A 17,025-nucleotide genomic window follows, 5' to 3' on the forward strand; every position below is an offset into this window, starting at 1 on the left:
GGTTCACCAGGGGCCAGCATAAAACGACGCCTACCGGGTCACTAGGGCAGGGCGGATTTCGCCAGCATCCTGATCTGGCCGGGATCGGTCACGCCCACCTCGCGCCCGGTTTCCTTGGTGCCGTGGAAGACGATCAGCGTGCTTTGCTGGGTGATGCCCAGTGCGCGCTTTTCGGCGGTTTGATTGTCGTAATCCAGTCGCAGAATCAGCAGCTTGGCGAATGCCGGATCGTTGCTGAGCGCATCAATGGTCGGGGCCTGTTTGCGGCAGGTCGGGCACCAGCTCGCGTAGGCGTCCACCAGTATCGGCTGGCCGGCGGCCTGGGCGGCTTTGAGGGCATTCATGGAAAACGGCTGGATCGGTTGCGCATGCGCCACGGCGGTGACGAGCAGCGCCAGGGCGATGAGGTAAAGCGTGCGGAGCTTGGACATGGGACGTTTCCTTGCGATGGCTTTCACTATCGCTGTTCGGTGACAGGCGGCGATGGGTTACATGTATTGCGCAGGTTGTAACTGTTTGGATCCATTCGCCGAAAGACTCCGTGCACGGCAGCGTTCGCGCTTGACGGGCCTGGGCATGAACCATCGCGCGCACGGCGGCATTCACTTTCTTGGTAGGCCAATTAGCTTATGAATCATCATCTCAATCCTCTGGTTGCCTATCTCGCGGGCGTGCTGACGATCCTCTCGCCCTGCGTGATTCCGCTGGTTCCCATCGTGCTTGGCAGCGCCGCGCAGCGCCATCGCTTCGGGCCGCTGGCGTTGGCCTTGGGCCTGGTGGCTTCGTTTACGCTGGCCGGTTTTGCCATCGCCACCGTTGGCGCATCGGTGGGGCTGGACAGCACCAGCATCCGCACCTGGAGTGCGGCGCTGCTGCTGGTTATCGGGGTGGTCCTGCTGGTGCCGGCTCTGCAAACGTGGTTCGAGCACCTCATTGCGCCGCTGGCGAACTGGGCCGGCGAGCGGCAGGCGCGGCTGGAGCGCTTCGGATTGGCCGGGCAGGCCGGCATCGGCGTGCTGTTGGGGCTGGTGTGGAGCCCGTGCGTAGGTCCCACGTTGGGTGCGGCTATCGTGCTGGCCGCGCAAGGCAAGAATCTCGCCCAGGTGGCCTTCGTCATGCTGGCCTTTGCCTTGGGCATCGCCACCGTGTTGCTGATCCTGGCATTTGCCACGCAAAGCTTGCTGTCGCGTTGGCGCGGCCGCCTGATGAGCGCGGGGACGCGCGGCAGGCGCGTGCTCGGCGGGCTGATCGTGGTGGTGGGGGTGTTGATCGTCACCGGCATGGATCACAGCCTGGAGGCGGCGCTGATAGGCGTGCTGCCCGATTGGGTGACCAACCTCACCACCTCGCTTTAGGAAATGCGCGCCCACGCATGGGCGCGCTTGCACCGGTGCCGCACCGATCAGTCGCCGCCGATGATGCGCCCGGTCTGGGCGTCGATCTGCAACGATACGCCGGCGCCCGCGGCACTCTTCGCTTTGGCCGTCCAAATGCCGTGATCGAAATCGACGTCATGCACGTGGGTGAAGCCTTGGGTCGATAGCGACGCGCGCACGTCCGCTTCGCTGAAACGTGAGACCTGCTTGTCCGGATAGGCGCGGCCCGTTTCCGGATCGATGCGCAATGCCACATGCTCGCCATCGCCGCTGCGCGCGCGGGCCGTCCACATGCCGTGGTGGAAATCGAGGTCGTGAATATCGGTATAACCCTGCTCGGCGAGCTGTGCGCTCACCTCCTGCTGAGTCATCGCCTGTTCCTGTGCCATGGCACCGCCAGTCCATCCCAGCGCCAGCGCAATGGTCAATGAAACGATCTTCTTCACGGACGTTTCCTCATCTGCCTGCGGGACATCGAGTCTTGGATGCGATGCATCAATCCCGGATGAATGAAGCGTTGAGAGGCGGTTTTTCGTTCATCTTCTTTCGGCATGCATGCGCGCTGCCGCCAGCGAAATCCAGGTCAGTGGCGCTAACCTTGTGCGACTTTCCCGCGCTGGATCGTGTGATCCAGCCGCACCGGACAAGACCAAAAGGACGCGTTGCCGTTTCATCTCGATACGGCGGTAAAAAAGGCTGCATGGGTGGGCAAACCGGCAAATGTTCCATCCGCAGCGGCAGGGCGTGAGGGCGGCTTTCACAACTGAGGTCACAGCTTGCGCCGCGCAAGTTATTGCGAGGCTCCGCTTGCGTTAATATGGCCCGAAACATGGGGCAGGAAACTTCACCACGGTTTCACGCCAAAACGTGGATCGTCACCACGTCATTCCAAGCGTCACCGATCCTTCTGGGGAGTGGGATACGATGCAGGAAAAGTCAGGGCTAAACGGTTGGTGGAAGCAACTTGTCGTAGCTGTCTGCTACGGCATCGGAGTGTCTCTCATCCGGCAACTGGATGTTCCGCACTTCATGTTGCTTTGCGGTGTGCACGTGGCGGTGTTGATGCTGACGCCTTATCGCTATTGGCCACTGATGATGGCTGCGGAGGCCATCACGCAAGTTCCCCTTGCCATTGCATGCGCTCCGCAATGGGGGCTCACCTGGGCTTTGCTAAAACCCATTCCCACGCTGTTGCTGTGCGCCCCTATTGTGTATTTTTTCCGCAAGCGGACCGCGCTATTGGACCGCAAGGCAGGGGTGCATGTCGGCCTGCTGCTGGCTTGCGCATTGATCGTGTCCGTCGTGGTCATGGCCAACGACATGCTGCTGTTCTCCACCATCGTCTACCCAGCCGGGACCAAGCCGGCGCACTATGATCATCTGGCCGCGCAATGGCTGCTAGGCAACTTCCTGGGCATCCTGGCGGTGGTGCCGGCTTCGCTGGCGGTGCATCGGGCCGTTCGCGCAAACGGATGGCGCGATACGCTGGTCAAAGTCTCCGAAAGCCGTGTCGCCCTGGAAAGCGCGTGTTTTATCGCGCCGGCACTGGCAGTGCTGATGTGGGTGGGCTTTAGCAGCCCCCATCTGCGCGGCATGGTCCAAGTCGCCATGTTCCTTCCGGTGGTATGGCTGGCTTTGCGTCACGGCTGGCAAGGCGCGGCTTTTGGCGGTACCGCGGCCAGTCTTGCGCTCGTGGGGTTGATGCCGCAGACGTACGACCATGCCACCATTCAGGCGGAAGTGGTGATCGCGTTCGCCATTTCCACGATGCTGCTGGTAGGCGGGCGTATCGAAGCGCTGGACCGCAAGGCGGAGCGGGAGCGGCAGGAAGTGCGCACCGCGTTGGCCCTCGCGCAGCGCAACGTGCACTTGGGCGAGATGCAGTTGCGCATGACCGCGCAGGCACTTGAGCAAGCGCGGGAAACTGTGCGCGCCGGATATTCGATGATGCTCGGAAGGCTTCGCCACCTGCAGCCGGCCATCGATGATGGCGGCTATCAACGTGTCGCGTTGGCAGCGCAGGACCAGTTGTTCGGTATTTCCGACAGCCTGCATCCGGTGGTCTGGCGCGAGCGCGGTTTGCCGGCGGCCCTGCGCGAAGGCGCCGTTGCCCGCATGCTGGATCGCGCGGGCTTACGCTACTGGTGCGAGCTTCAAGGCCAGCTCAGCTGCCTTTCGTCAACGGTTCACCTGGCTCTTTACCGCATGGTTTGCGAGGCTGTCTCGGAGGGATGCAGTTACAAAGATGTCAGCGATGTATGCGTTCGAATCCGCAGTGGCGAGTCGGAAGGGCGGCGATGGGTGATCGTCAGTATCGTCTTCCAGGCCCATCCCATGCGCTTGCCCCACGTTCGCTGGGAAGACCTGCTTCCCCGTCTTGTGCGCACCACCAGCGGAGTCGGACTCAAGGCGATCAAAGATCGTGCCGCGACTTTCGAAGGGTACGCCCGCGAGCGGACTTTCCCCGGCGGACGAAGAATCAGTTGGCTGATGCGCGATGGCTAACAAAAGCCCGGCAATGTGCCGGGCTTTTTTCTAGTTGGCAGCGTCAGCCTTTGCGTGTGCTGACGCCTGCAAATTGCCAGTTACGGCCCATTGCTGCTGCATATGGCCGGATCGGTGCAGGTGTCCTGCGCCGTGACCGGCGAGGCGGTCAACTGCGTCGTGCCGTCGCTCATGGGCGTCGCGGTCACCGTGGTGGCTCCGTCGTTGTAGACGGTGGCTGGCGATGACGCCGGCCTCGCGTTGTTGCTTGCGGCAGCGGCGTGCTGCGGCGTGGAAACGTACTGAGCGAACTTGCCGATCGGCAAGACGATGAATTGACCGCCCGCCGTGCCGACACTGCCCAATACGTTGCCGTTCAAATCGTTGATCTGGATGTATTGAATGCCGCCGAGCACGAAGACATAGGCGTGATAACGCGGGCTGACGCTGACATCGGTGGTGTTTGGCCACGCCTGGCCCAGACCCGTAGACGGCGGCTCGGTCGCGAACGCTGCGAACGCTGCGCTCGATAAGCCGATGGTCAGCGCAGTGGTGAGCACGGCACGGCGAAAAACGTTCTGCAACATGGCTGATATCCCCTCGCGTGACGGTGGGCGGCGCCCACTTCTGCTTGCAATCTAGCATCGGTGATTGTTGCGCGCGCGTGTAGAAGTGCCTGCTAACGCAATTAATTCAGCGCGCCGAAGGCGGCGTGATTTTCATGTGAAGACGGTCGCGTACTCTTGCGGAAGGCCGTAAACAAAAGCGCTCCGCGGGCCGGCGCTGGGTATTGGGGATGGTGATTCTTTCATTGTCGGCATGTAGATCGATTAAATCGAAAAAATGCAGCCACGATTGCCGAAGGAGAACGGGGCTTACCCGGTGGCGCCACCGGTGCAGCGGTCGCCTTCACAGCCTGGATGGCGGACTTCGCCAGGAAGGCGTTGCAGGAGACACGCGCAACTCAAAGAGAGTTATCGAATTTGATCAGCGAGCGGCACCATCAAGAGGCATTTCGCCCAATTCTTAAATTTGAAGTACCGAGGGGCGGGTGCGTTGGATGCCCCCAGATCAATTATTGTTGAAGTGCGAGGATCGATCAGTCCAAGACAGCAGACTCGTTGTTTATCCATGGTGTCGTCGAAAACATTGGCCTTGGGCCCGCCATGAATGTGCGACTTGAACTAAGGCCTGAGGGGCGCGTTAGGTAAGGAGTGGCAAATGATTAGGAATCCTGTGCATCCGGGCGAGATCATCAAGAGCGATGTTCTCGAGCCGTTGGGTTTGACGATCGGGGAGGCTGCGGAACGTCTGGGCGTGACGCGTGTGACGCTGTCGCGTGTGGTGAATGGCCGCGCGGGCATCAGTGCCGAGTTTGCATGGCGGTTGGAGCAGGCTGGTGTGGGCACCGCGGAAACGTGGATGAACCTTCAGGCGAGCTATGAGCTTTGTCAGGCGCGTAAGAGTGCGCCAAAGGGCGTCACGAAGCTCGCAGCGTGATGCGAGGGCGCGCTCCGGTGCATAGTCTTCGACGCTCACAATGAATTTCATGCAACGCCACTTCAACGAATTAAGGATCACTACCATGCCTGATCACCGACGAGCATTTGCGAGCTCCGCGTGCGCACGATGTACACGCCCCGGACCATTTCATCCTCGGTCCGGCGTGCCCAATCTTCGGCGTCACGCTTGATGCGAAATGTCATGGAAACAGCGGGCCAGCCGGTCTTGCGGACGATGGCTTTCCACGACCCCTGTGCGGTCCTGATCAGCAGGGACAGGTTTGGCAGAGCAACCCTACAAGGCTCATTTCGCTTCTGCTGCGATGGTCTTCACGGGCAGCGATGGTGCCTTTGACCAATAGTCGGCGATCCATCCGCCAAACAGCATGCTTGGGACCAGTGCGAACACATCGGGATTAGACAGCCCGAGCCCGGCTAGTGCAGGGCCTGGGCAGTAGCCGCTAAGTCCCCAGCCGATACCGAAGAGGGCCATGCCGCCGAGCAAACGCACATCGATGCGCGAGGCGGTCGGCAGATTGAAAGTGTGTGCCAGCCACGGGCGATCTCGTCGTATCAGCAGGCGATAACCTATTGCGTATACGGTCACCGCACCGACCATGACCCATAGCAGGCTCGGATCCCATTGGCCAAACACGTCAAGGAAGGCTAGCACCTTACGCGGATCGGCCATGTTCGATTCATCCAGTCCAGCACCAAACAATGCGCCAGCAGATAGCGCCGCGAGAATGCGCTTCATGGTGTGCTCCCAAAGACATGGCGGATCAATGCGACCGTGAGCATGGCCGTAGCCATGAATACCGGCACCGCGACGAGTGAACGTGGTGACAGCCGTGCCACGCCGCAGATGCCGTGACCGCTGGTGCAGCCACCTCCAAGGCGGGTGCCCATGCCAACCAACAAGCCGGCCAGCGCCAATTGCCAAGCAGGTGCATGGCTGGTTGCATGAGCGTGACCATGCCAGAAACTCCACAGGCACGCACCTAGAGGTAAGCCGATAACGAATGCCACGCGCCATAGGGCGTCACCGGCTTTCGGCGGAAGCAGGCTATAGGTAATGCCGCTGATACCGGCGATGCGTCCGAGTGTTGCCATCAGCCACAGTGATGCCAGGCCGATCAATATGCCGCCGTACAACGCACTCCATGGCGTGAAATTACTCACGTGACCTCCCATGCGCCAATGTCCAGCGGGAGTTGCAGGAACCGCTGTCCATTTATGTCAGGTGAGGGCAGGTGGCCGGCGCGAATGTTTACCTGCAAGGACGGCCACAGTAGGCGTGGTACGGCGAGCGTGGTATCCCGCCTCATGCGCAGTTCGACAAATGCTTCTTTGGTGACGTGCGCGGCGAGATGCGCATTGCTTTCCCGTTCCTCGGCAAGACTCACCTGCGCCCGCGGTGCCACACCGTCGGGCGGATAGTCGTGGCAGAGATAGACGCGTGTCTCGGGTGGTAATTGGTACAAGCGCTGTACCGAGTCGTACAACGTGGCGGCATCGCCACCAGGAAAGTCGCAGCGGGCACTACCACAGGCAGGCGAAAACAACGTATCGCCAATGAATACAGCATCGCCGATGCGATAACTCACGCTGTCGGGTGTATGTCCTGGCGTAGCCATCACTTCCACTTCCAGCGTACCCAACGGCAGTCGCTCGCCTGTGTGCAGCAAACGATCGAAGGATGACCCATTGGCAGGAAAACTGTCGCTAAGACCCAATCGAGGTTTGAAGGTGGCTTCTACAATCGTGATACCTGCCCCGATCGCCACCGGTGCGCCGGTGCGGGTGCGCAGCCACGCCGCTGCACTGAGGTGATCGGCATGAGCATGCGTCTCTAGGATCCACACCAGCGACAGTTGCTTGTCGTGAAGGTAATCAAGCACGGCATGCGCGGCATGCGTGTCGATGCGTCCGCTGGCTGGCTCAAAATCCAGCACTGGGTCGATCACCACAGCCGTGTGGCTGGCGGGATCGCTGGCGACATGGGTCCATGTCGAGGTGGGCCTGTGGAAGAACGAGGTAACAAGCGCAGTCATGGCGGCCTCTGCAATGAACGGAGAGGCCAGTATATTAGAAAAATCTAATTAATAAAAGTACGGCACAATACGTGGCATGAAGTCCATCACCAATCCCGCGCGCATGCGCGCTCATGCAGGTGAGGCCGCCGACTTGCTCAAAGCGCTGGCCAACCAGCAGCGGCTGTTGATCTTGTGCCACCTGGCCGAAGGGGAACTGGCTGTGGGCACCATGCAGGAACGTCTGAACCTGAGCCAGTCGGCGCTCTCACAGCATCTGGCGCGGTTGCGCGAAGAAGAGTTGGTGACTACCCGGCGCGAGGCACAGACGGTGTACTACCAACTGGCCGATGGTCCGGTGCGGGCGCTGATGGCAACTCTGCACAGTATCTATTGCGCCAAGTGATCGATGACGGGTATGCATATCTCAGAGGTAGAACTGGCAGATCAGGTGCGTGTACCTGCACCTCCCCTCCCACTCTCCATTTGGCCGTCTAAACGCTATCGTTTCTAGGCTCGCCTAGTTGGGGACGCGCGCGTACATCGTCGCTCTTGAGGGCTTTTCGGGTCGCTAACGCGGTCGGCGCGAGGAAAATCCGGACGGCGCCGACGCGACTTCTGCGGTGGAGTAGGGGAGATGAAAAAACGTGCCCAACCACCGGTGGAGTCGGGGTGAGCGAAAGCGTTGATTGGTGTTTTAGCAGGACGCTAGGAAAAAAGTAGCAACGTGGGGCGGAGAGTTGCCACACAGCTCTCATATGGTGGTAACGGGGGATTTTTTCCTGGAAAAACGAAAACTGGTACGCACCCGGTTCCACAGACCTATCAGGTGTCTATCGGCAGCAGGTTAGGGAACTGCACCGACTATGGGACACAGTGTGGGAAGAGGAGGTCATCTTGGCCCATGTGGGCAAGCGGAGAAACACACGTAGTGTTTGCATCAATCAAATTGCTGGCAAGCCGTTGCCAAACGGCAACTGAGCGGCTAACAAAGTGACCCGATGCAGAAATGAAAACGGCCTGCATTGCTGCAAGCCGTTGAAATCTAATGGTGGCCGGGGACGGAATCGAACCGCCGACACGGGGATTTTCAATCCCCTGCTCTACCAACTGAGCTACCCGGCCAGGGTGGACGACCGCTTGGGTCATCGGTATTGCGTGGAGCCGCACATTAAATCGGATGGTGAGGGCCGCGTCAAGACTCGGTGTCGGGGGCGACGTAGCCATCAGGCTTTTTCGCTTCGCCGCCGAACAGGAATTTTTCCATTTCGCCGCCCAGGAACTGGCGCGATTTCGGATCGAGCGGGTTCAAGCGGTATTCGTTGATCAGCATGGTCTGATGGTTCAGCCACTGCTGCCATGCGGGCTTGGAGATTTCCGCGTAGATGCGCTGGCCCAGTGGGCCGGGCCAGGGGGCGAAGTCCAGGCCTTCGGCATCGATGCCGAGCTTGGCGCAGTGAACGGTACGGCTCATCAAAGGGGCTCCTCGGAGGATTGTGGCAACGCCAGCAGCAAGGATCTGACTGGAGCGGGCAGACCCAGCGAGGGCAGCTCCGACTCCGCGCACCAGCGTTGGTTGTCATTATCGGCGATGGCTTGCCTTGGCGCTGCGCCCTCGAACAACAAGGGCTGGATCTGCAGGCGGTAGTGGCTGAATACGTGGACGAACGGGGTCAGTGCCAGCGCATCGTCGATCCGCGCGCGCGCCTGCGCCTCGCGCCATGCGCCATCGGTGTCATCGGCTTCGGGCAGGCTCCACAGGCCGGCCCACACGCCGTGCGCGCCACGTCGTTGCAGTAACACGCGCTGGGTCGCGTCGCGCAGCACCAGCATGATGGTGCTGCGCGTGGGAATGGCCTTGGCTGGCTTGGGTGTGGGCAGTTGCGCGGTGAGGTGGTCGCGGTGCGCTACGCAGGTCTTGCGCATGGGGCAGGTATCGCACAAGGGACGAGTGCGCACGCATACCGTGGCGCCCAGGTCCATGATCGCCTGGGTGTAGTCGGCCGTGCGTTTGGCAGGCGTGTGTTCGTCCGCGCGCAGCCACAGCTGTTTTTCCACTTCGCGCTCGCCCGGATGACCCACGATGCCGTGGTAGCGCGTCAAGACGCGTTTGACGTTGCCGTCGAGAATGGGAAAGCGCAATTGGTAAGCCTGCGCGAGTATCGCGCCCGCGGTGGAGCGGCCGATGCCCGGCAGTGCCGCAAGCGCGTCGAAATCGCGCGGCAGTTCTCCGTCGTGCCGCTCCGCGCATAGTTGCGCGGCGCGATGCAGGAAGCGTGCGCGGCGGTAGTAGCCAAGCCCCGACCACAGTGCGAGCACGACGTCTTCGTCGGCGGCGGCGAGGTCGCCCAGCGTCGGCAGGCGCGCGAGGAAGCGCTGAAAATAGGGAATTACGGTGGACACCTGCGTCTGCTGCAGCATGATTTCCGACAGCCACACGCGATAGGCGTCGCGCGGATGCTGCCAGGGCAGGTCGTGGCGGCCATGGCGATCGAACCAGGCGAGCAATGACGTGGCGAATGCGGTCACAGGGGATGCGGCCCGGCGGGTTGGGCGGGTGCGGCGGCACTGCTTGCGTTGGCGGGCACGGCGTTGCCGGTCTGGATGCTGAGGCCCTCGATATGCACTTTGCCCACGTCCAGCGTGGCCATCTCGATTTGGCCGTTGCCGGGTGGCGAGGCAATCATCGGCCCTTGTGGATTGGCCATCTGGTTCCACCATTGCGCCAGCGCCAGGGGCGGCAGTTCCAGGTCGATGTGGTTGTCCTTGCCCAGCAGCTTCACGCGCAGCAGCAGCGGATTGTGCTGCGTGGCCGGCGACAGCGAGATGGCGGCGTCGTAGTCGCCCTGGCCGGCCTCGTAGAACTTGCCCGCAAGTGCGATCGATGCGTGGGCCGCACCCCACCAGCGTGCCTGGCCGCTCAGGCGCAGCGCCGAGGCGTTGCTATCGGAGGCGCGCAGTTGGAGGTTGCTGAGCAGCAACGTGCCATCGGCGATGCTTGGCACGCTGGATATCTGCAGTTGCAAGGGCGTGCCGTCGTTTTCCCTGGCCGAAAGGTTGATCCAGAATGGCTGCGAGGGCGCGAGGCGGCCGGTGTCGAGCGATACGCCGCTCAACCATTCGCTGTCGCCTTCCACCACGCTGCCGTTGCGGATGCGCACGCCGGTGACGATGCTTGGAATTTCTTCCGGCACGGTCGCCGACTTCGGGGGCAGGCTGGTCAGCCATGCCTGCAGCGCATCGAGATCTACGCGCGGCGAGTCGATCTGCAGGCGCGAGATCACGATCGGGCCGCCGAACAGCGAGCGCCAGGGCAGCACCAGCCGGCCGTTGGCCGCCAGCAGGATCGGCATGTTCGGTGCGCCCAGGCCGCTGTCGCGCGCGGCCAGCGTAATACCCACCAATTGCAGCGCCGGACGCGGAAACAGGGTGGGGCTGGCGGGGCTGGAGAGGGTGAGCTGCAAGCCAGCCTGATTAGCCTGGGTCTGCAACAGCCGGGTGAACCGGTCCGGTTGCAGCAGCAGATACAGCGCGGCCAGCACCGAGAGCGCCATGGCTCCGGCCATGCCGGCGCAGGCGATCAGCAGTACTCGCAATGGGCGCGGCAAATTCATCGGCGTTGGCAGGGCAATCTCTCAGGCACGAGCGAAATCGGCGGGAAGCAGGCCATCGACATAGGCATCGGCATCGAACACGCGCAGGTCCGCGGCGGTTTCGCCCAGGCCGACGAAACGAATCGGCAGCCCGAACTCGCGCGCCAGCGCGAATACCACGCCCCCCTTGGCGGTGCCGTCGAGCTTGGTCACCACCAGGCCGGTGACGCCGACGATCTGGCGGAACTGGCGCACCTGGTTCACCGCATTCTGGCCGGTGGTGCCGTCGATCACCATCAACACCTCGTGCGGGGCCTGGTCGTCGAGCTTTTTCAGCACGCGCGCGATCTTGCCCAGTTCGTCCATCAGCCCGCCCTGCGTGTGCAGGCGGCCGGCGGTGTCGGCGATCAGTACGTCGGCGTGGCGCGAACGCGCCGCTTGCAAGGCGTCGAAGATGACGCTGGCCGCGTCGGCGTCCTGGCCTTGGGAGATCACCGGCACCTGGTTGCGTTCGCCCCAGGTCTTCAATTGCTCGACCGCCGCGGCGCGAAAGGTGTCGCCGGCGGCCAGCAGCACCTGGCGCTTTTCCTCGCGCCAGCGGCGCGCGAGCTTGCCGATGGTGGTGGTCTTGCCCACGCCGTTGATGCCTACGGTGAGCACCACGAAAGGTTTGTGCCCGTCGATGGAGAGTGGCTTTTGCACAGGCTTGAGCAACGCGATCAGTTCTTGCCGCAGGGCCTGCAGCAAGGCATCGGCATCGGCGAACTCGCGCTTGTGCATGCGTTTGCGCAGGTCTTCCACCAGCGATGTGCTGGCTTCGATGCCCACGTCCGCGGTGATCAGCGTGGTTTCAAGCTCGTCCAGCAGGTTGTCGTCCAATTTTGGATGGCGCCGGAACAGCGAAGACAGGCCGCGCGCGAACGTGCTGCCCGACAGCCGCTCGCGCCAGCCGCGTTTGGCCGTCGCCTCGGCGGCAGGCTCGGCGGCAGCGGGCTCATCGGCGGCAGGCGCAACGGCCGCAGGGGCGGGATCGGGCGTATCCAGCGCGAGCGGCGTCTCGGGCGCCGCGACAGGGGCGGGTGCCGGTTGGGCCGTTTCCTCGTGTTCCCCGGTGCCGTTGTCGGCGGGCTTCTTCTTCCAGAACTTGAGCATGGGGGTCGTGATTCAAAGACAATGGGCGGCATGCTACCACCCCGACCCGTACTGCCCGCTGAGGGCTTGTGTCCATGAAGCCCGCGCCTGGGCGTATCCGCATCATCGGCGGCCACTTGCGCAATTCCCGTTTGGACGTGCCCGATCTTCCCGGATTGCGGCCCACGCCCGAGCGCGTGCGCGAAACCCTGTTCAATTGGCTGGCGCCGACCATGGCCGGGGTGCGCGCGCTGGACCTTTGCGCCGGAACCGGCGCGCTGGGCATCGAGGCGCTTTCGCGCGGTGCGCAAAGCGTGCAGTTTGTGGAGCCGCAAGCGGCGAGCGCCGACGCGCTGCGCGCCAATCTGGCGCGGCTGAAAGCGCAGGAAGGCGAGGTTGCCTGCGTGGATGCGGCGCATTTCCTGCAGCGCGCGGCCACGCCCTTCGGGCTGGTGTTCCTGGATCCGCCGTTCGCGCTGCAGCTGTGGTCGCCGCTGGCGCTGCGGCTGGAGCAGGGTGGGTGGCTTGCGCCCGCGGCGCAGGTCTACGTCGAATGTCCGCGTGAGACGACGCCCGCCATGCCCGACAACTGGGTGCTGCACCGCGAAGGCTACGCCGGCGAGGTACGTTATGCGCTCTATCGCCGTCACTAGGGCATTCCATTAAGCTAATGCGGTCCTTCCCGCGAACGTTGCGCTTGTGAACAAACCGCCGGTCAATACACGCCTTGCCGTTTATCCGGGTACGTTCGACCCGATCACCAACGGTCATGCGGATCTGGTGGCGCGCGCCGCCCCCTTGTTCGAACGCGTGGTGGTCGCGGTGGCGGAGAGCCCGAACAAGGGCAAGGGCCCCGGGTTCACGTTGCAGGAGCGCATCTCCTTGGCGCGCCTGGCGCTGGCCGACCTGCCCAACGTGGAGGTGCGCGGTTTCGACTGCCTGCTGGCCCAGCTGGTGGAGGAGATCGGCGCGGGCGTAATTATCCGCGGCTTGCGTGCCGTATCGGATTTCGAATACGAATTTCAGCTGGCGAGCATGAATCGCCATCTCATTCCCAAGGCCGAAACGCTATTCTTGACCCCGGCCGAGCAGTACAGCTTCATTTCTTCCTCGCTGGTGCGCGAGATCGGTCGCCTTGGGGGTGACATCTGCGGCTTCGTGCATCCGGCGGTTCAACAAGCCATGCGGCAGCGCTGGCATAAAAAGCAACCCGACACCGAAGGGGATAACTATGCGTAAACTCACTCTCATCGCCACGGCTCTTGCGTTGACCGGCTGCCTTGCCTTGTCTGCCTGCAACAAAAGCGGCGACGGCCAGGAGCAGGCCCAGCAACAGACCCAGAAGCTGACCAAGCCGACCGATCCGACCGATACCAAGGCCTGGAGCGCATACCTGGGCCAGATCGTGCAGGCCAACTTGCAGGGCATGTCCGCCCCGCAACCGTATGCCTACATGGTGCCGGCGGGCGACGACGATGCCACCAAGGACGCCCGCGACCGCCAGCTGAGCAATGTGCAGGACACCGTCGCCCGCGGCGTGCTGCCCGGCAACATGCTGGTGTTCGGCGGCCCGGATTCGGGCAAGACGGCGGACCTCGTCACCACGGCGTTCAAGGATGCCAAGCCGGGCTCCTTCAAGGGCGTGATCGTGCTCTTCATCGGCGACAAGGCCGACGAGCAGCGCGTGGACGACGTGCTGAAGCCGACCAACGCGACGATTCGCTTCGTTGCGATGTAATGGCAACTTCTCCCCCCTCTCCCTCCGGGGAGAGGGTTGGGGTGGGGGCAGCCGCGCGCCAGGGGCCGTGGAAATTGCCCTTGGCCGGCGCCGATACAGGCAAAAGCGCTGTCCCTGGCCTCGCTTGGCGCTCCCGCACGGGAGTGATCCGCGGATTGTTGCTGCGCACAACCGACAGCGGTCCATGTAGACTAGCCCGGCATGTCCCTGAAGATCCTCGATACCTGCGTCAACTGTGACGTCTGCGAACCCGCCTGCCCGAACAAGGCGATTTCGCTTGGCGAGGAGTACTACATCATCGATCCCGCCTTGTGCACCGAATGCGTCGGCCATCATGAAGAGCCGCAATGCGTGGTCGTATGCCCGGTGGAATGCATCATCGTCGACCCCGCGCACACTGAAACGCGCGCGCAGCTCGAGCTTAAGTACCAACACCTGATGGAGACCAAGGAATGAAGCGTGCGTTGCGCTGGCAGGCGTTGCTGATTGGGTTTTTGCTCGGCACGGGCGGGGCATTTGCCGCCGACCACCCCACGCCATCCAACCATGCCGCGCCGTTTGCGCAGCGACCCGGCCACGCCGGGATCGCCAGCGCCAATGCCCTGGCTACCGAGGCCGGCCTTGAGGTGCTGGCCAAGGGCGGCAATGCCTTCGATGCGGCGGTGGCGGTGGCGTCCACCTTGTCCGTGGTCGAGCCGGAAAGTTCAGGCCTCGGCGGCGGCTTCATGGCCACCATGCATATCGCCGCCACCAACCGCGACGTGTTCGTCGACGCCCGCGAGGTGGCCCCGGCGTCGGTCAACCCCAAGGACTACCTCAATCCCGACGGTACGCCCAATCGCGACACCTCGCTGAAGGGGCCGCTCTCGGCGGGTATTCCCGGCGAGCCGGCAGGGCTGGTGTGGTTGGCCAAGCACTACGGCAAATTGCCGCTCGGCGCGTCGCTGGCGCCGGCGATCCGCACCGCGCGGGACGGCTTCAAGCCCGACAGCCGCCTGCTCGGCGCCATCGCCGAAGAACAGAAGAACCTCAACCGCTGGCCGGCCTCCGCCGCCAAATACCTGCCCAACGGCAAAGTTCCCGCGCAGGGCGAGATCTGGCGCGATCCGGATCAGGCGCACACGCTGGAGCTGCTGGCCCAATACGGCGACTCGGGCTTCTACAGCGGCGAAATCGCGCAGAAGCTGGTCGATGCGGTGAACGCGGCCGGTGGCCGTTGGACGCTGAAGGATCTGGCTTCGTATCGTGTCAAGGAGCGCGCGCCGATCATCGTCGATTATCGCGGGTACAAGATCATCACCGCGCCGCCGCCGTCGTCGGGCGGCGTGGCGATCGCGCAGATCCTTAATATCCTTTCCGGCTTCGACCTCGCCAAGCTCGACCAGGCCCATCGCGTGCATCTGGAAATCGAGGCGATGCGCCGCGCGTTCCGCGATCACAATGATTACCTGGGCGATCCGGACTTCGTGAAGATGCCGCTGGACATGCTGCTGTCGCCTTATTACGCCGACGGCCTGCGCCAGAGCATCCTGCCGGACAAGGCCACGCCCTCCTCGATGCTGGCGCCGTCCAACGGCCAGGATCCGGGCATGCACACCACCCATTTCTCGATCATCGATGCCGACGGCAACATGGTGGCGATCACCTCCACGGTGAACTACGTGCTTGGTTCCACCTTCGTCGCCGACGGCACCGGCGTGCTGCTCAACGATGAAATGGACGATTTCGCGCTGGTGCCGAACAAGCCCAACGTGTATGGCCTGCTCGGCAGCAAGGCCAACGCGCCGGAACCGGGCAAGCGCATGCTTTCATCCATGTCGCCCAGCATCGTTATCGGCCCCGACCGCACCGCGGTCATCGGCTCGCCCGGCGGTTCCACCATCATCACCCAGGTGCTGGAAGGCATCCTTGCCTTCATCGACGGCGGCGACGCGCACCAGGTGGTGGCGCACAAGCGCTTCCATCATCAGTACATGCCCGATGTCGTGATGGTCGAGCCCGGTGCGTTCGACGCGGCCACCACCCAGGCGCTGATGCGCATGGGCTACACGCTCAAGGAGCGCGAACCGTGGGGCTTCATGAACGTGGTCATCTGGGATCGTCGCAGCAACAAGCTCGATGCGGCCAGCGATCCGCGCCGCGAAGATGGCCTGGGCAAGGTACAGTAAGCGCCTGCATTGAACGCTGCGCTTACATCCGCGTCACTGCGGTGCGGGTCGCGGTGGAGTTAAATATGCCGTGTGCGCGCAGGAATGGTGGCGCGGCAAGCAGGCAAGCGGTTCGGGAGCAGTCATGCAGTTCTGGTCGATCAACGGCAATACGCAGAAACTCGACGGCGGCGCGATGTTCGGCAACGCGCCCAAGGCGATGTGGTCGCGCTGGATCGCGCCGGATGAACTCAACCGCATTCCGTTGGCCTGCCGCTGCCTGCTGATCAAGGATCTGGAAGGCCGCAACGTGCTGTTCGAGACAGGTATCGGCGCGTTCTTCGAACCGGCGCTGCGCGAACGCTACGGAGTCGTGGAAAACCATCACGTGCTGCTGGACTCGCTGGCCGCCGCCGGGGTGTCGCACGAAGACATCGACGTGGTGGTGCTCTCGCACCTGCACTTCGATCATGCCGGCGGCCTGCTGGCGGCGTGGGAAGAGGGCAAGGCGCCTGCGCTGTTGTTTCCCCATGCGAAATTTCTGGTCGGCGCGCAGCACTGGCAGCGTGCGCTGAATCCGCACCCGCGCGATCGCGCCTCGTTCATTGCGCCGTTGCAGCAGCTTTTGCTCGATAGCGGGCGTCTGGAACTGGTCGCCGGCGAGTACTCGCAGGCGCTGGGGCGCGCGGTGCGCTTTTATTTCTCCCAAGGCCACACGCCGGGACTGATGCTGGCCGAATGCGCGGGCGTGGTTTTCTGCGCCGATCTGATTCCCGGCCGGCCGTGGGTGCATCTGCCCATCACCATGGGCTATGACCGCTTCCCAGAGGCGCTGATCGAAGAAAAACGCGATTTCCTGGAAGACAAGCTCTCACGCAACGTGCGCCTGTTCTTCACCCACGACCATGCCTGCGCCCTGGCCCGCGTGACACGCGACGAGCGTGGGCGCTATGGTACGGCTGAGGAGCAGCCCCAATTGTGCGGCGCTCTGTCCTGAGGCATCACCTGGCATCCACCCGGA

Annotated in this window: 20 protein-coding genes and 1 tRNA gene; 10 read left to right on the top strand and 11 right to left on the bottom strand. The window is 63.0% G+C overall.

What is annotated here, in order from left to right; translation table 11 throughout:
• Positions 1–41: 41 nt before the first annotated feature.
• Positions 42–431, bottom strand: a complete 390-nt coding sequence (locus VME63_RS16840; RefSeq protein WP_325434515.1) for a thioredoxin family protein — start codon at positions 429–431, stop codon at positions 42–44.
• A 198-nt stretch (positions 432–629) separates the two neighbouring features.
• Here VME63_RS16840 and VME63_RS16845 point away from each other — a divergent pair, with 198 nt between their 5' ends.
• Entirely contained in the window at positions 630–1,355 is a 726-nt protein-coding gene (locus tag VME63_RS16845; RefSeq protein ID WP_325434516.1) for a cytochrome c biogenesis CcdA family protein, read from the top strand.
• Between the two features lie 47 nt (positions 1,356–1,402).
• On the opposite strand, the gene VME63_RS16850 is transcribed toward VME63_RS16845, so the two are convergent.
• Positions 1,403–1,822 carry a PepSY domain-containing protein gene (locus VME63_RS16850; protein WP_325434517.1) on the bottom strand — a complete coding sequence of 140 codons (420 nt, stop codon included), beginning with the start codon at positions 1,820–1,822 and terminating at the stop codon, positions 1,403–1,405.
• Between the two features lie 547 nt (positions 1,823–2,369).
• On the opposite strand from VME63_RS16850, the gene VME63_RS16855 reads away from it, so the two are divergent.
• Positions 2,370–3,881, top strand: coding sequence for an MASE1 domain-containing protein (locus VME63_RS16855; protein WP_325434518.1), 1,512 nt, complete (start codon positions 2,370–2,372; stop codon positions 3,879–3,881).
• 80 nt (positions 3,882–3,961) lie between these two features.
• Here VME63_RS16855 and VME63_RS16860 read toward each other — a convergent pair whose 3' ends face one another.
• Positions 3,962–4,447, bottom strand: a complete 486-nt coding sequence (locus VME63_RS16860) for a hypothetical protein (RefSeq protein WP_325434519.1) — start codon at positions 4,445–4,447, stop codon at positions 3,962–3,964.
• Positions 4,448–5,081: 634 nt separating this feature from the next.
• On the opposite strand from VME63_RS16860, the gene VME63_RS16865 reads away from it, so the two are divergent.
• Entirely contained in the window at positions 5,082–5,360 is a 279-nt protein-coding gene (locus VME63_RS16865; protein ID WP_325434520.1) for a HigA family addiction module antitoxin, read from the top strand.
• 306 nt (positions 5,361–5,666) lie between these two features.
• Here VME63_RS16865 and VME63_RS16870 read toward each other — a convergent pair whose 3' ends face one another.
• Genes VME63_RS16870 through VME63_RS16880 form a run of 3 tightly spaced genes read right to left on the bottom strand, consistent with a single transcriptional unit; the run spans position 5,667 to position 7,416 of the window.
• Positions 5,667–6,119, bottom strand: coding sequence for a YeeE/YedE family protein (locus VME63_RS16870; RefSeq protein WP_325434521.1), 453 nt, complete (start codon positions 6,117–6,119; stop codon positions 5,667–5,669).
• Complete coding sequence (locus VME63_RS16875; protein WP_325434522.1) at positions 6,116–6,544, bottom strand: YeeE/YedE family protein; 429 nt, start codon at positions 6,542–6,544, stop codon at positions 6,116–6,118. The genes VME63_RS16870 and VME63_RS16875 overlap by 4 nt, the downstream gene beginning before the upstream one ends.
• Positions 6,541–7,416 carry an MBL fold metallo-hydrolase gene (locus tag VME63_RS16880; protein WP_325434523.1) on the bottom strand — a complete coding sequence of 292 codons (876 nt, stop codon included), beginning with the start codon at positions 7,414–7,416 and terminating at the stop codon, positions 6,541–6,543. Before VME63_RS16880 ends, VME63_RS16875 begins: the two co-directional genes overlap by 4 nt.
• Positions 7,417–7,492: 76 nt before the next feature.
• Between VME63_RS16880 and VME63_RS16885 the strand changes: the two genes are divergently transcribed.
• Positions 7,493–7,801 (top strand): metalloregulator ArsR/SmtB family transcription factor, encoded by a 309-nt coding sequence (locus tag VME63_RS16885; protein ID WP_325434524.1) that lies wholly within the window; start codon positions 7,493–7,495, stop codon positions 7,799–7,801.
• Between the two features lie 643 nt (positions 7,802–8,444).
• On the opposite strand, the gene VME63_RS16890 is transcribed toward VME63_RS16885, so the two are convergent.
• The 5 genes from VME63_RS16890 to ftsY form a co-directional block, all read right to left on the bottom strand.
• A tRNA-Phe gene (locus VME63_RS16890) sits at positions 8,445–8,520 on the bottom strand.
• 70 nt (positions 8,521–8,590) lie between these two features.
• A complete protein-coding gene (locus VME63_RS16895; protein ID WP_325434525.1) occupies positions 8,591–8,869 on the bottom strand; it encodes an oxidative damage protection protein in 279 nt (92 codons plus the stop codon).
• Positions 8,869–9,924, bottom strand: a complete 1,056-nt coding sequence (mutY, locus tag VME63_RS16900) for an A/G-specific adenine glycosylase (RefSeq protein WP_325434526.1) — start codon at positions 9,922–9,924, stop codon at positions 8,869–8,871. Before mutY ends, VME63_RS16895 begins: the two co-directional genes overlap by 1 nt.
• The gene (locus tag VME63_RS16905; protein ID WP_325434527.1) at positions 9,921–11,009 is read right to left on the bottom strand and encodes a membrane assembly protein AsmA; all 1,089 of its coding nucleotides are present in this window, start codon (positions 11,007–11,009) and stop codon (positions 9,921–9,923) included. The genes mutY and VME63_RS16905 overlap by 4 nt, the downstream gene beginning before the upstream one ends.
• A 21-nt stretch (positions 11,010–11,030) precedes the next feature.
• Positions 11,031–12,140, bottom strand: coding sequence for a signal recognition particle-docking protein FtsY (gene ftsY, locus VME63_RS16910; RefSeq protein ID WP_325434528.1), 1,110 nt, complete (start codon positions 12,138–12,140; stop codon positions 11,031–11,033).
• A gap of 74 nt (positions 12,141–12,214) precedes the next feature.
• Between ftsY and rsmD the strand changes: the two genes are divergently transcribed.
• From rsmD to VME63_RS16940, 6 genes are all read left to right on the top strand, one after another.
• A complete protein-coding gene (gene rsmD, locus VME63_RS16915) occupies positions 12,215–12,772 on the top strand; it encodes a 16S rRNA (guanine(966)-N(2))-methyltransferase RsmD (protein WP_325434529.1) in 558 nt (185 codons plus the stop codon).
• Positions 12,773–12,818: 46 nt separating this feature from the next.
• Entirely contained in the window at positions 12,819–13,358 is a 540-nt protein-coding gene (gene coaD, locus VME63_RS16920) for a pantetheine-phosphate adenylyltransferase (protein ID WP_325434530.1), read from the top strand.
• On the top strand, positions 13,351–13,857 hold the full coding sequence (locus tag VME63_RS16925) for a hypothetical protein (RefSeq protein WP_325434531.1): 507 nt from the start codon (positions 13,351–13,353) through the stop codon (positions 13,855–13,857). The genes coaD and VME63_RS16925 overlap by 8 nt, the downstream gene beginning before the upstream one ends.
• Positions 13,858–14,058: 201 nt before the next feature.
• Complete coding sequence (locus tag VME63_RS16930; protein WP_325434532.1) at positions 14,059–14,313, top strand: YfhL family 4Fe-4S dicluster ferredoxin; 255 nt, start codon at positions 14,059–14,061, stop codon at positions 14,311–14,313.
• Complete coding sequence (ggt, locus tag VME63_RS16935; RefSeq protein ID WP_325434533.1) at positions 14,310–16,025, top strand: gamma-glutamyltransferase; 1,716 nt, start codon at positions 14,310–14,312, stop codon at positions 16,023–16,025. Before VME63_RS16930 ends, ggt begins: the two co-directional genes overlap by 4 nt.
• A gap of 124 nt (positions 16,026–16,149) precedes the next feature.
• A complete protein-coding gene (locus VME63_RS16940; protein ID WP_325434534.1) occupies positions 16,150–17,001 on the top strand; it encodes an MBL fold metallo-hydrolase in 852 nt (283 codons plus the stop codon).
• The last annotated feature ends 24 nt before the right edge of the window (positions 17,002–17,025 follow it).

The organism is Dyella sp. (assembly GCF_035503745.1).
Taxonomy (GTDB): Bacteria; Pseudomonadota; Gammaproteobacteria; order Xanthomonadales; family Rhodanobacteraceae; genus Dyella_B.